Origin of the sequence: Devosia rhodophyticola, assembly GCF_028816475.1 — a bacterium.
GTDB classification, from domain to species: domain Bacteria; phylum Pseudomonadota; class Alphaproteobacteria; order Rhizobiales; family Devosiaceae; genus Devosia; species Devosia rhodophyticola.
Map to the genome: position 1 here is coordinate 434,247 of NZ_CP118247.1, position 13,185 is coordinate 447,431.

Sequence of the window (13,185 nt, forward strand, 5' to 3'; positions counted from 1 at the left end):
ACCTCGTTTATTGCGTCGTTTCTATAAGACGCTTCAGGCGCGTCAGGCCCGTATCGGCCAGCCAGTCGGTCATGGCCTGTTCACCCTGGGCACCAAAAATGCCGACAGCTTCCGACCAGATCGAGCGTCCACACATGAAGCCGGCATAATCGACGCCCGCTTCGGTCGCCATTTCCAGCGAAGCCTTGAACCAATCGAACGGCACGCCGGCACTAAGATAGACAATGGGCAGGCCATTGGCTGGGGCTGCAGCGTCCCGGAACGCAGCAAGAGCGTCTTGGCGGCTCATCTGCGATTGGCCGAAGCCCGCGACGAAATTAAGGTCCACCGGCACTTCAAGCTTGAGAATGGCGACATTGAAACGCGGCTGGGCGAAGACTTCGACAGCGCGACGCACCAGATCAGGCTTGATGGCGGCGAAATTTGCGTTGCCGGGCTTTTGGTCGGGATGATAGATCAGCGGTTCCATCAGGAATTTCAAACCGTTGGCGGCACACTCCTGACCAACTGATTCAACCAGATCATGCTTGCGGTCGTTAAGCGCTGGATCATCATCGGGCGCATAGTACATGAAGAATTTGAGCTGCTTGACCCCGAGGCGCGGGAAATCGGAAACGGCCAGATTGTCCGGCAGCACGGTTATGCGATCCGCATCGGAAATATGATAGACGTCCGCCTCATAGGCCATCATCGGCTCGCAGCTGGCCGGATAGTCGGCCAACAGGTCCGGGCCGCAATTGGCATCAACCAACAGGGTTGAGGCGGTTGGCCCGAGCGTTGTCAGTACGGCGTGCTTGAACGTCATCAGATCATCGGGCAAGGCGGATGCGCCACGGGCGGTCTTAATCGACGCGGCAAGGCCGCTACCAGCATCGACCGCCACGCCGCGAATTTGCAGATCGTGATTGCTCATGCCCTCGTCCCTTTGTGAATGGCGGGAAAATTCGGGGTGGACTGCGGTGCTTGCCAGAGGTCGAGCATTTGAGGGGTTGGGGTCAGCAGGGAGATTGAGAAGCCGGCCATTTCCTGGGTGGTCGAGAAGGAGCCAATCATTGGCGAAACCCGAGGGATATTCAGTTTTTCGAGACCCTGGGCGACTTCGTTGAAGACCGTGAGTAGTTCCATTTGCGTGGTGCCGCCCGATCCATTGACCAGCACGACGGTCGGCGTGTTGGGCGCGATGGGGCGGTCCTCAAGCAGTTCACTCAACATGAAAGCGACGAGATCGCGCACCGGGCCGACCTTTCGGCGGCCAACGCCGGGCTCGCCATGAACACCCATGCCGATATAGATTTCATCGTCGGGCAACGAGAACATGGGCGCACCGGTCAACGGCGAAATGCCGGGCGCGACGGCGGCAGCCAGTGTGCGGGTGCGTGACCGCACGTCTTCGCCCAGCGTCACCAGATCATCGAGCCGCATGCCTGTTTCGGCAGCAGCGCCGAGGATCTTGTAAACAAAGATTGTGCCAGCGGCGCCGCGACGCTCGTCTTCGGACCCTTTTGGGGCCGAAGATATATCATCGTACATCAGTAAGGGTTGGACGGAGAGGTTTTCGTCTTCAGCCATCATGGCGGCGGCATTGCCATTGATGACATCGCCTTCATGACGGGAAATCAGCAGCACGGCACCGGCCTTGCCGGTGACTTCGCGAATGCCCTCAAGGATCAAGTCCGGTGAGGGCGCGGCAAAGACATCGCCCACCACATTGGCGTCGAGCAGGCCGGAGCCGACAAAGCCCATGGCAATGGGTTCGTGCCCGCATCCATTGCCGATCAGTAGCGTCACTTTGGCGTCGCGATCCTTGGGATGGGCGCGGCAGACAACACGGGGATTTTGGCCGCGCGCCACGATGCCCGGATAGGCGGCAACAAAGCCATCGATCATATCATCGGGCATGCGCTCTTTGGAATTGATGAGCTTTTTCATGGTTGTTCCCCGTGTTCCTTACTAAATTGAGTCAGGATTTCGGCGACTGAAAACGCCCCTGCATCGAGATGGCCGACGCCGCCACCTTCGACATATTTGGCGCGACCGCGCTTTGCCTGCATCGGTTTGGTTGCCTCAGCGCCTCTCCTCGCTGCCTCAGCGGCGGCAGCGGCCGGATTGGCCGGATCGGCGTTGGCGGCCGCAGCCGCAGGCAGCAGCGCATCGAGCATGGTTTTATCGCCCGCCCTGGCCTGCCCCAATTGGCTGATCTTCCTTGCGGCGGTGGCGAGGGCATCACCTAGCGTGGATGAATCATTTTCAGCCTGTTCCAGCGCCCCGATCAGCAGACTGAACAGGGAACCGGACGCGCCGCCTGCAGCCTTGCGAAAGGCGACGACGGGCGCATCGGGGGTAGCAGCAGCAGCGCGCATGCCTTTAAGAATAGTGCCGCCGTGGTCGCCATCGCCGGTTGCGGCATCCAGTTGGTTCAACCGGGCTTCGAGCTGTTCGAAGCGGCTGACGAGATGCAAGAGAAACGTCTGGTTCATGAGAATGTCCGCCGCATGAACTGGAGCGCCTGTTGGGCCGCTCCCTGCGCTTCGGGTTCGATGTTGCGCCAGATGTTGAGGTCGGCACTGGCGGGATTGCCGGCCAGAACGAACATTTCGGCCACGATCCAACCGTTGTAGCGCATGGTTTTGAGACTGGACTGGACCACATCCCAAGGGACATGGCCGGAGCCCGGCACACCACGGTCGTTGTCGGAAACATGGAAATGAACCAGTTTGTCGCCCGCTGAGGTGATCGCTGTGGCAATGTCCTTTTCCTCGATGTTGAGGTGAAAGGTGTCCAGCAGCGCGCCGATGTGGTCGGAGCCGGTGGCGCGTGCGAGCGTCACCGCCTCGGCGGAAGTGTTGACGAGGTCGGTTTCAAAGCGATTGATTGCTTCAATACCCAGCGTCACGCCAGCGTCGGCAAGATCGACATCGAGTTTGGCCAACATGTGGGCAGAACGGGCGGTTCGGTCGGCCTTTTTGAGGGGGTCAAACACCCCCCAGGGGGCATAGACCACACCAGCGAGACCGTGCGAACCAAGTGTCGCGCAGGTTCTGACAGCCCAGCGCAAATGTTCCAGTCCGGCCTGCTGGACAGCGGGATCGGCCGAGGTAATGTCGGCGTCGCGCGATAGGCCATGCGAACAGGTGACTTCGAGGCCGTGGTCGCGGATCAGCCCGGCAGTGGCAGCAGCCTTTTCGTTGGTCATGCCAAGCAGCGAAATCTCGACGCCATCATAACCAAGGTCAGCAACGTGCTTGAGGATCGGGGAGATTTCGTCTGTCCAGCGCGCCATCCAGAGCCCGGCGTGAATACCGAATTTCATGTTTATCCCTCCTATTGCAATACCCAGAGGGCCTGTGGCGGCAGGTGAATTGGCACCGGACCACCTACTTCAAAGTCGCCCACTTCGTCGGGATTAGCGATCGCTTCGACCATGGTTTCGCCAACGCGCAACCGCAGCCGCGTCTGGGTGCCGAGGTAAATCCGGTCCTCCAGAATGGCGGTCAGACCATTGGTCTGACTGGGTCCGATTTTGACGTTTTCGGGTCGGAAAGTGAGCGTGCCCTTGCCGGTGATGGCATTTTGCGGCAAGGCCAGCTGACCCAGCGCGCTATCGAATGCCGTGCCGCTGGATTGGCCGGGAATAAAGTTTTGGCCACCGAAAAAGCGGGCGACTGCCTCGTTGGCAGGGCGTTTGTAGAAAACATCGGCGTGATCATACTGGCATAGTCGACCATCAAGGATCAGGGCGACCTTGTCGGCGAGCACGACCGCCTCTTCCTGATCGTGGGTGACGAAAATGGTAGTGATGCCCATTTCCTGCTGCAGGGAGCGGATGAGGTCGCGCATTTCAAAGCGCAGGTGGGCGTCAAGGTTCGACAAAGGCTCGTCAAGCAGCAGCACTTTTGGCTGCACGATCAAGGCGCGGGCGAGCGCAACGCGCTGTTGCTGGCCGCCGGAAAGCTCGGAGGGACGGCGCTTGCCCAGATCCGGTAGTTTGACCAAATCCAGCATTTCGCCAACGCGGCGGTCGATCTCGGATTTGTCGACCTTGCGCATCTTGAGACCGAACCCGATGTTGTCGGCCACACTCATATAGGGAAACAGCAGATAGTTCTGGAACACCATGACAACGCCGCGATGTTCTGGCTTTTCGCGCAGGATCGAACGGTCATCAAAGGTCACGTCGCCCGATGTCGGGGTCAACAGACCGGCGATCATTTTCATGGTCGTGGTCTTGCCGCACCCGGAGGGGCCGAGCAGCGCGGTTAGCTCGCCGGTGGGAATTTCGAGCGACAGGCGGTCCAGCGATGGCACCTTGGAGCCGGGGTAAACCTTTGTCAGGTCCTTGAGCGAAACATGGGTCATATGCGTCCGAACCCTCCGACAGCGCCGTTACGGCCGGACAGATGCCGCGCGGTGAGGATGAGAATGATGATGCCGGGCAGAATGTAGACAATGCCGATGGCGCCGGTGATGTCGTTGCGTCCGGAGGTGGCGAAGTTGAACAGCAACAAGGGCAGCGTGACCACCCGGCCCCCGCCGATCAGCAGTGTCAGGATGTACTGGCTCCAGGAGACAAGAAAGGCGAACAGGCCGCCGACAATAATGCCGGGCAGGATGGCGGGAAATGTCACATACCAGAAGGTCTTGAGCCAAGACGCGCCAAGGCTGCGGGCCTGCGATTCAAAGGCGGGATCGTAGTTTGCAAAGATGCCGGACATAACCAGGACCATATAGGGCAAGGTGGGGACCAGATGCACCAGCACTACGCCGCCGACTGTATTGTTGAGCCCGAGCGTGATGAAAACGCTGTGGATGCCGAGCGCCACGGCAATACCGGGCACGATGGTGGGGGCAAGGATCAAAAGTTCAATCAGTTCCTTGCCGCGAAATTTATAAAGGCCCAGGGCGCGTCCGGCGGGCACGCCAACAAGGATAGACAGAACGGTTGCTGCCAGCGATATGCCGATCGTCAGGCCAAGACTGTCGATGACTCCGGCGCGGTCAGACAGTGCATATTCCCAGGCGGAGAGTGTCCACTGCTTGGGCAGGATGTCGGGGAAGAACCAACCTCGCGCGAAGGACCAAATGGCGAGCGGGATCAGTGGCAGAACCAGCCAGACGATCAGGACGGCGCCGGCAAGTCCCCGAAAAGCGCGTAGCCAGGGTGAATCATTTTGCATGGTTCAGCTCCGGATATTGCGGCGCGAGATGCGCACGTAGAGGAAGATCATCAGGGCACTGAGCAAGGCGATGACAATGGCCATGGCCATGGCTTCAGGGCGCGCTTCGAGATCAACGTCGGTATATTTGCGATAGGCCAGAACCGGCAGAGCGGCGGGATAGTTGGGGCCAAGGATGGCCGGAATTTCGTAGGCGCCGAAGGTAAAGGCAAAGACCATGACCGAGGCCGATAGCAGGCCGGGGAAGATCAGGGGCAGCAACACGTGGCGGAAGGCCTGCCAGCGGTTGGCGCCCAACGAGCGGGCAACGCTTTCGTAATCCTCGCCCAGCGCCTGCATGTTGGCGAGCAGGATGACGCCAATGAAGGGCACTTCCTTCCAGACATATTGCAGGATGATGCCGATGGCGTATGGGTCAAAAACCAACGCCGGAAAATCGCCGGGACGGCTGATCATCCCCCATTCGGCGGCAAGCCGGGCAAAACTGCCTGATTGGGAGAACAGGTAGAGAATACCGATGGCGCCAACTAGATGCGGCACCGTCAGGTTCAGCTGAAACAGGAAATTGATGATGGCGCGGCCGATGAACTGGCGGCGCAACAACAATGCCGCGCCAATAGCCAATATGGAGGACAGCACAGTCGAGGTGACAGAGATGTGCAAGGTCAGCAAAAAGGAAAGATAGAACTCCTGCGAGGTAAAAACCGTCACATATGCGTCGAAATTCGGATCAACCAGGCCAATGACGGGCATGTAGTTGAGCGAACGTGCCAGCCCAATTCCCAAGCCGCCCATGAACAGCACGATAATGGCTGTCAGCGCCGGTGCCAGCAGGAGAAAAATTTTCAAGCGATCAGACATGGCTAATCCGCTGCCTTTCGACACAAAAAAGTGACAATGTTCCCTGCGGTGAAAGCACCGCAGGGACAGTCGGGAGGAGTATTAGCGGCCTACGTTTTCCAGCCAGCCCTGCTCGATGGCAGAAATCCAGCTAGCCTGAAGTTCAGGCAGCGCAGCCTTGCCGAGTTCTTCGGACGAAACAACCGATTCAGGCTGAACGATCTTGGCAAAATCCGCCTGAATTTCAGGTGAAGTACGGTCCACTTCGATTGCAGGGGAAGTTCCCCAGACGTCGGGACGGGCCTTTTCGTATTGGGCCTCGCCTGACAGCAGAACATTCTGCAACACCAGCGCTGCCGCCTTGTGCGGCGAGTTGAACGGAATCAGCGTATAGTTGGTGTTGCCGATAGTGCCGTCTGTCAGACCGTAAGAGCGCACAGTTTCAGGGAATGTGCCATCCTGAACGGCGATACCGAACTGGGAAGGCTCATAGTTGAAATAAAGGGCGACTTCCTGATTGGCGAACAATTGCTGCATGGCATTGATCGAGGTGGGATAGGTTTGCCCCTCGCGCCACAAATATGGCTCCATGTCGTTTAGTATCTGCCAAGTCTTTGCGGCGACCTCATCATACTTGGCTTGATCGAAGGGTCCAAGCAACTGATCTGCACCACCGGCGGCATAATAGAAGACGTGCCGAACGAACACGGCGCCGTTAAAATCGGGGGTGCTGGATAGGTAAACTGGCCGGGATTTTCCTTGACCCAGTCAATCAGCTCGCCGATGGATTTGGGTGGGTTTTCGGTACGGGCGCTATCATAGGCAAAGGCGAACTGCGCGCGCGACCATGGTACTTCGCAGCCTTCAACCGGAACACCAAAGTCATTGGCGATCGCGGGATTGTCCCAATTGACCAGCTCATTGTTGGGCAAGACGTCGGTATAGCCGCAATAAACCATATCGCCCTGCATCATGGTGCGGAAGTTCTCGCCATTGATCCAGATCATATCGACCGAGCCATTGTCGTTGACCCCGGCCTCGCGCTCACCCAGAACGATGTTGACGACTTCAACGGTATCGGAAACACCGACGCGATTGAGAGTGATGTCATACTGGTCTTTGAGGATGCCGCCGACATAGTCGGACACGTACTGATTGATATTGTCAGCACCGCCCCAGAGGAACCAGTTGACCTCACCGCCGCGAGCCATTTCGACGACGTCATCCCAGCTCATGGCATTGACCGCATCGCCGTCTGCGGTATCGGCGTAGGCAATTGGCGCGTAGCTCAGCGCTACCGATAGCAGCGCCCATTTCATTACTTTTTTCATTGTCTTCCTCCCGGTTGATTATTGTTTCAGCGCACGGGTTATCCCGAACGCTGTATTTATGCCGCGCGGCGCAGGGCGACCTCCTTGGCCAGCTGCAGTGCGACGTCGAAAATCCTGGTATTGGCACGGCTCAATTCCGCCGCGTGCTCGGGCGGCAGCGGATCAAGAAACGTCTTGCCCTCGGACAAAGCATCCCAGACCGACAGAAGCGAAACGGCGGAGACGCCAAACTTTTGCGCAACGGCCCCGACGACCGAAGTTTCCATATCGACAGTCAGCAGCCCCTCTTCTGCCCATTGCCGACACATCTCGTCGGACTGGGCAAAAAGGCTTGGCCATGTCAGATGACGGCCACGCAGCGTTTGCAAATTTTCTTTTGCCAGTAACCGCTCGGCGCGATCAATCCAGACCGGATCCAGTTCAATGTCGGGCCCGCAACCGTAGTGCTGGGAAACGCCATCACGGGCGGCGCAAATTTCGGGCAGCATGACGCTGCCGGGTCGTGCATCAGGAATGAAGGCGCCGCAGGTGCCTAACTGAATGAGCAGCGGGGTGCCCATCTGGGCAAAAATATGAGCGGGTTCGACGGCGCGCGCCGCCCCATAAGCGCAGCAGTAGGCGACACGAACGCCCTGCCATTGGCCAATGTAGATATCGGGAAACGCGGTTTCGCGGACATTATCGAGCAGGGCCAGGCGCGATTTTTCGGCAGCAGCACGCCACCATGTGCCCTCGAGGATGAGCGCAGCGGGTTCCTGGCCGACCTCGATATTCAACGCATCACGCCATACGCGCGCCGCCACATCCAGTACCGCCATTGGGTACCCTCTCCCTTGTGATCCCGAGGGCGCACCTTCGAGTCCCATATTTGTCCGTACAAATTGTTTAGAATAACACGGCTTGTCAAGCGTACAATTCGAACGAAGCTCAGTTTATTGTCCCCCCAAAGGGAACATCGTTTCACTCAGGGCAGAACAAAATCAAAAAAACGCTGCATCCCCAGAAGGTTATGCGGCGCAGGGGCCGGGTGGCGCTTGTCAATGTGCAATGGACAGCGGCGATCAGCTGTTGGTTATCGGCTTTGATGCGATGGAGAAGACGGTACGTCGCGCCATGAACAGGTGGGCAGCCATTGGTGCCCCATGTCTGTCACAGATAGGGTTTCATCCAGCCCAAACCGGCACTGGTACCCGCCTTCGGCTTGTATTCACAGCCAATCCAGCCATCGTAACCGAAGCGGTCAAGCGCCGCGAAAATATTTGGATAGTTAAGCTCGCCCGTACCCGGTTCGTTGCGGCCGGGATTATCGGCAATCTGAATATGGGCGATGCGATTGGCCAGTTTTTCGTAAGTGGCCAGCAAATCACCCTGCATGATCTGGGTGTGGTAAATGTCGTACTGCAGGTAAAGATTATCCGAACCGACGGCCTCGAAAATACGCAGAGCGTGGTCAGTGCGGGATACTAAAAAACCCGGAATATCGCGCAAATTGATTGGCTCGAGCAGCAGTTTGACGCCAGCATTGGCGAGACGCGGCGCGGCATAGGCGAGATTATCAACCAGGGTCTTGTCAAGAACTGATACTTCAATCCCGGCGGGCGCGATCCCGGCAAGGCAGTTGATCTTTTTGCAGTTCAAAGCCTTGGCATATTTTATCGCCTCGTCAACGCTGGCACGAAATTCATCGACCCGATCCGGCAAGCAGCCAATGCCGCGCTCACCGGCGACCCAATCGCCTGCAGGCAGATTGAACAGGGCCTGCTCCAGCTTGTGCTCTTTCAAAAGCGTCGAAATGGCATTGGGGTCTTCAGCGTAAGGGCCGACATATTCCACCGCGCCAAAACCATCCTCAGCGGCGGCTTTGAACCGGTCCAGAAATGGCAGGTCGGCATATAGAAACGATAGATTGGCGGCAAAACGAGGCAATGGACTATCCTTGGGCAGTAAAACCGATGTGATGCATTGAACGCTCATCACGCTGGACCGGGCTCGGCCATGCTGATGATAACAGATTAGTGGCTTGGTGCGGTCTTGCAAGAATCGCGCCTTCGATCCCAACGACAGGATTTAGTTTGGGCCCCTCCTGCAGTGCGCAACGCGCTAGCGGACAGCCATATCGTGCAGTTGCACGCTGGTAGCGGCTGAGCCGAGCAAAGTCTGGGTAATGTCGGATACCGTTGCCGACATTTTCATGCGGACCAAAAAATATAAGCGCCTCCTGCCAGCGCCAATCGAACGTCACCGGCGGCCATCGCCGTCATCCAGTTTTCATATCTGATCCAATTTGGGCCAGGCGCGAGTGACAGGGCGCGACAGAACCCGCCATCGGGGCCTGGGCCCGTCATCCATTGATTGGCAATGGTTTTGGGCCAGCCCGAAATTTTGGCCGCGTTTTCCAAGGCAGCGGACGTGCAACCGGCTAATACCACGAGGTCATCAAGCAGAACTCCCCGCGCCAACAATTGCTCAATCAGGGGGTGAATGTCCTGCGGTTGGCTGAAAATGCTGAGCGCGACCCGTTGCTTGGGAGCATTCATGGGGACGCCTCTCAATGGCCTGTGTTATCGTCGCACTGGGCCAGCAATTGCAACCTGTGCATATCGCGGACCACAAACCCCGCACGGTCAGGCAGGTCAATAACCCGGAGGGCGCGCAGTTTTGTCAGGGTCCGACTGACTGTTTCAATGGTCAGGCCCAAGAAGTCGGCAATATCGGCGCGGCACATGGGCAGAGACCGACGACCGTCGGAAGCGGCGGCTTCGTTTCGTTTGGTCATGCTCAGCAAGAAGCTGGCTATGCGCTCGACGGCTGTCTTGCGGCACAGCAAAATGGACAAATCGCGCATGTTGGTCACTTCGTCAGCTGCGATTTCGAGCAGTTTTTCGCCCAGATCGGGCCGATCATGCATGGCGCGAAGCAGCGAAGATTTGTGAATGGCGCGCAAGCGTGTCGCCGCGATGGTATCGCAGTCGAAGCGATAGTGATCGCCATGGCCGAAGCCGACGATGTCACCGGCAAAGGCGAAGGACACGATCTGGCGCCGTCCGTCGGGGAAAATCTTGAAGGCGCGAACGCAGCCATCGAGAACTTCATAAAAATGCGTGGCCGGATCCCCTTCCCGAAAAAGCGGCGAATATGCCGCCAGCGACCGCACGCCATTGCTCGAAAAAGCATCGTCAGACCAGATTGGATGGTGGTCAGCGCTTGGCTCAATAGTAGAATGAAGCATAAAGGTAATCCCGGACGGTCGAAGGGTGTCGCTGGCGGACTATGCTCATGGTGGTGTAAACGCTGTGCGCGGCGGACGTAATGAAATGTAACCAAATGTATCCAGGTCGGGGGCGATGGCTGAAATTCAGCACCATATTCTGGTAGTTGACGATGACGAGCAGATCAGACGCATGCTGCGCCGCTGTCTCGAAGACGAAGGCTATCGGGTCAGCGAGACCCAGGACCAGTCAGGTGTCGAATCGTATCTGGCGACCGGCGTTGATCTGATCACGCTCGATCTGGGGTTGGGCAGCGCGGACGGGCTATCCATTGCGCGCGCGGTTCGCCAACGCTCCGATGTTCCCATCATCATGATTACCGGAAAGGGCGATATGATTGATCGTATCGTTGGGCTTGAAGTGGGCGCGGACGATTATATCGCCAAGCCCTTTCATTTACGCGAAGTGCTGGCGCGAGTGCGCTCCGTATTGCGGCGCTCGGCCCCCGCAGGCAGCCCGCCGGTGCAGCAGGTGAACGGCTCTACCAGACAAATCCGCTTTGATGATTTCGTGATGAGCCTTGACCGGCGCGAACTATACGACCCGCAGGGGAGCGAATGCCGACTGACGAGCGGCGAGTTCGATTTATTGGCGATGTTTGTCCAACTCCCCCATCGCGTGCTCAGCCGCGATCAGATCATGGACCTGCTCAAAGGGCACGACTGGACGCCCAATGATCGCAGTATCGACAATCAGATCGCCCGGTTGCGCAAGGTGATTGAGGAAAATCCACGCGCGCCGCGCCTGCTCAAGACCGTGCGCGGGACGGGGTACAGTTTTACACCGCACAAAATCGAAGCGGGTTGATCACGGCGTCATGATTATGGCGTCATGGCGTTGCCTATGGCTGCCGCCAGATCGGCCTGCCGATAGGGTTTGCGCAGCACTTTGAGCTGTTCGGCGGCTAGCAGATCACCATGGGCCAGAACATCAGCAAAGCCCGACGTCAAAAGGACGCGCACGCCGGGATAATTAGCACGCACATTGGCGCTCAGCTCATAGCCGGAGATGCCACCGGGCATGACCAGATCGGTAAAGACCAAATCGATGTGGGGTTCGGTTGCCAATATGGTCAGCGCATCAGCGCCGCTAGCGGCTTCGAGAACCCGATAGCCGAGTTGGGTCAAGCGAGAAACCGTCAGTTTACGCACCCGCGGGTCGTCCTCGACCGCCAGGATCACCTGGCCCTGGCCCGGTGTCGCCTGATCAGGTGTATTGGCATTGTCCGGGTCAGCAGGCCGTTGCTGATATCGCGGCAGGAAAATGTTGACTGTCGTGCCGCTGTCGGGTTGGCTCTGAATGCTGGCGTGGCCGCCCGATTGTTTGGCAAAACCATAGATCATCGACAGGCCCAGCCCGGTGCCGCGCCCTTGTTCCTTGGTGGTAAAAAACGGCTCAAACGCCTTGTCGAGCGTTTCATGGCTCATGCCGGTGCCAGTGTCCGAGACGGTCAGGCGCACATAGTCACCTTTGGGCAAACCGTCTAGTTCCATACTCATCGTCTCATCGACGCTGACATTGGCGGTCTCGACCAGAAGACGCCCACCATTGGGCATGGCATCTCGTGAATTGACGGCAAGATTGACGATGGCACTTTCGACCTGAGAGGGATCAACGCGGGTCGACCAAAGGCTGGGGCTGAGGGTGTTGGACAGATAGACCGTGGCGCCCAGTGTGCGGTGCAGCATGTCGGTGAGGCCGAGCACAAAATTATTGAGATTGACCACCTCTGGTTCAAGATGAGAGCGCCGCGCAAATGCCAAAAGTCTTGCGGTAAGCCGTGCGCCGAGGTCGGCCGCCTCAAGAGCCTCGGTTACCAGTTCGTGCTGCAGAGGGGTGGTCAGTTTGCCTTCGAGCATTTCCAGATTACCAACGATAACGGTCAGCAAATTGTTGAAATCATGGGCGATACCGCCGGTCAACTGACCCATCGACTCCATCTTCTGGGCCTGATGCAGGGCGATTTCGGTCGCCTTGTGGGCGGAAAGATCGTGAATAATGCCGGTGAAATGAACCTGGCCATCCATGGTGAATTCGCTGACGGCCAGATGCATGGGAAACAAGGTGCCGTCGCTGCGGCGTCCTGTGACCTCGCGGCCCTTGCCGATGATCTTGCGGTTGCCGGTCGCAATATAGTTGCTGATGTAGCCATCGTGCTCGGAGTGGTACGGCTCGGGCATCAGGAAATGCACATTGCGCCCCATAAACGCTTCCTGATCATAGCCGAACAGGCGCGCAGCTGCGGGATTGACCGAATTGATGGAGCCGTTCGAATCAATGGTGATGATCGCATCCACCGCCGATTCGAGAATGGCCTGAAGTTTTTCGGCCTGTCCGCGCAGGAACGGCGAGGCGGTGGTCTGATTTGTCAACGTTTTCTACCCATCGGCTATGCAGCAAAAACCCTAGTCCCGCCGGGAAATTGTTTCAAGTTTTTCAAGGGCGACGTGATTGGAGTTGATAGAAAGATTCAGTCGATTAACGGGCTGTCTTTGCGCTGGATCAAAGACAGGCAAAATCTTTGCTTTAGGCATCGGGAGAAGCGCTATAGGCGCGCCCTCTGGCAGCCAA

At 57.8% G+C, this 13,185-nt stretch carries 13 protein-coding genes and 1 pseudogene; 1 reads left to right on the forward strand and 13 read right to left on the reverse strand.

Annotation, left to right across the window (positions count from 1 at the left end; genetic code table 11):
* Positions 1 to 7: 7 nt before the first annotated feature.
* The 12 genes and pseudogenes from PSQ90_RS02080 to PSQ90_RS02140 form a co-directional block, all read right to left on the reverse strand.
* On the reverse strand, positions 8 to 913 hold the full coding sequence (locus PSQ90_RS02080; protein WP_282211789.1) for a tagatose 1,6-diphosphate aldolase: 906 nt from the start codon (positions 911 to 913) through the stop codon (positions 8 to 10).
* On the reverse strand, positions 910 to 1,929 hold the full coding sequence (locus PSQ90_RS02085) for a dihydroxyacetone kinase subunit DhaK (protein ID WP_282211790.1): 1,020 nt from the start codon (positions 1,927 to 1,929) through the stop codon (positions 910 to 912). Before PSQ90_RS02085 ends, PSQ90_RS02080 begins: the two co-directional genes overlap by 4 nt.
* On the reverse strand, positions 1,926 to 2,477 hold the full coding sequence (locus PSQ90_RS02090; protein ID WP_282211791.1) for a DAK2 domain-containing protein: 552 nt from the start codon (positions 2,475 to 2,477) through the stop codon (positions 1,926 to 1,928). Before PSQ90_RS02090 ends, PSQ90_RS02085 begins: the two co-directional genes overlap by 4 nt.
* Positions 2,474 to 3,310: a sugar phosphate isomerase/epimerase family protein gene (locus PSQ90_RS02095; protein WP_282211792.1), complete on the reverse strand. Its 837-nt coding sequence runs from the start codon at positions 3,308 to 3,310 to the stop codon at positions 2,474 to 2,476. Before PSQ90_RS02095 ends, PSQ90_RS02090 begins: the two co-directional genes overlap by 4 nt.
* 11 nt (positions 3,311 to 3,321) lie before the next feature.
* Positions 3,322 to 4,356 carry an ABC transporter ATP-binding protein gene (locus PSQ90_RS02100; protein ID WP_282211793.1) on the reverse strand — a complete coding sequence of 345 codons (1,035 nt, stop codon included), beginning with the start codon at positions 4,354 to 4,356 and terminating at the stop codon, positions 3,322 to 3,324.
* On the reverse strand, positions 4,353 to 5,174 hold the full coding sequence (locus tag PSQ90_RS02105) for an ABC transporter permease (protein WP_282211794.1): 822 nt from the start codon (positions 5,172 to 5,174) through the stop codon (positions 4,353 to 4,355). The genes PSQ90_RS02100 and PSQ90_RS02105 overlap by 4 nt, the downstream gene beginning before the upstream one ends.
* 3 nt (positions 5,175 to 5,177) lie before the next feature.
* Positions 5,178 to 6,035, reverse strand: a complete 858-nt coding sequence (locus PSQ90_RS02110; protein ID WP_282211795.1) for an ABC transporter permease — start codon at positions 6,033 to 6,035, stop codon at positions 5,178 to 5,180.
* A gap of 81 nt (positions 6,036 to 6,116) precedes the next feature.
* Positions 6,117 to 7,345 (reverse strand): annotated as a pseudogene (locus tag PSQ90_RS17095) (ABC transporter substrate-binding protein).
* A gap of 56 nt (positions 7,346 to 7,401) precedes the next feature.
* On the reverse strand, positions 7,402 to 8,163 hold the full coding sequence (locus tag PSQ90_RS02125; protein WP_282211798.1) for a phosphorylase family protein: 762 nt from the start codon (positions 8,161 to 8,163) through the stop codon (positions 7,402 to 7,404).
* 331 nt (positions 8,164 to 8,494) lie between these two features.
* Positions 8,495 to 9,271 (reverse strand): hydroxypyruvate isomerase, encoded by a 777-nt coding sequence (gene hyi / locus PSQ90_RS02130; protein WP_282211799.1) that lies wholly within the window; start codon positions 9,269 to 9,271, stop codon positions 8,495 to 8,497.
* A gap of 263 nt (positions 9,272 to 9,534) precedes the next feature.
* Positions 9,535 to 9,882: a hypothetical protein gene (locus tag PSQ90_RS02135; RefSeq protein WP_282211800.1), complete on the reverse strand. Its 348-nt coding sequence runs from the start codon at positions 9,880 to 9,882 to the stop codon at positions 9,535 to 9,537.
* Between the two features lie 11 nt (positions 9,883 to 9,893).
* Positions 9,894 to 10,574, reverse strand: coding sequence for a helix-turn-helix domain-containing protein (locus PSQ90_RS02140; RefSeq protein ID WP_282211801.1), 681 nt, complete (start codon positions 10,572 to 10,574; stop codon positions 9,894 to 9,896).
* Positions 10,575 to 10,689: 115 nt separating this feature from the next.
* Between PSQ90_RS02140 and PSQ90_RS02145 the strand changes: the two genes are divergently transcribed.
* A complete protein-coding gene (locus tag PSQ90_RS02145) occupies positions 10,690 to 11,421 on the forward strand; it encodes a response regulator (RefSeq protein ID WP_282211802.1) in 732 nt (243 codons plus the stop codon).
* Between the two features lie 14 nt (positions 11,422 to 11,435).
* On the opposite strand, the gene PSQ90_RS02150 is transcribed toward PSQ90_RS02145, so the two are convergent.
* Entirely contained in the window at positions 11,436 to 12,986 is a 1,551-nt protein-coding gene (locus tag PSQ90_RS02150; RefSeq protein ID WP_282211803.1) for a PAS domain S-box protein, read from the reverse strand.
* Between the last annotated feature and the right edge of the window lie 199 nt (positions 12,987 to 13,185).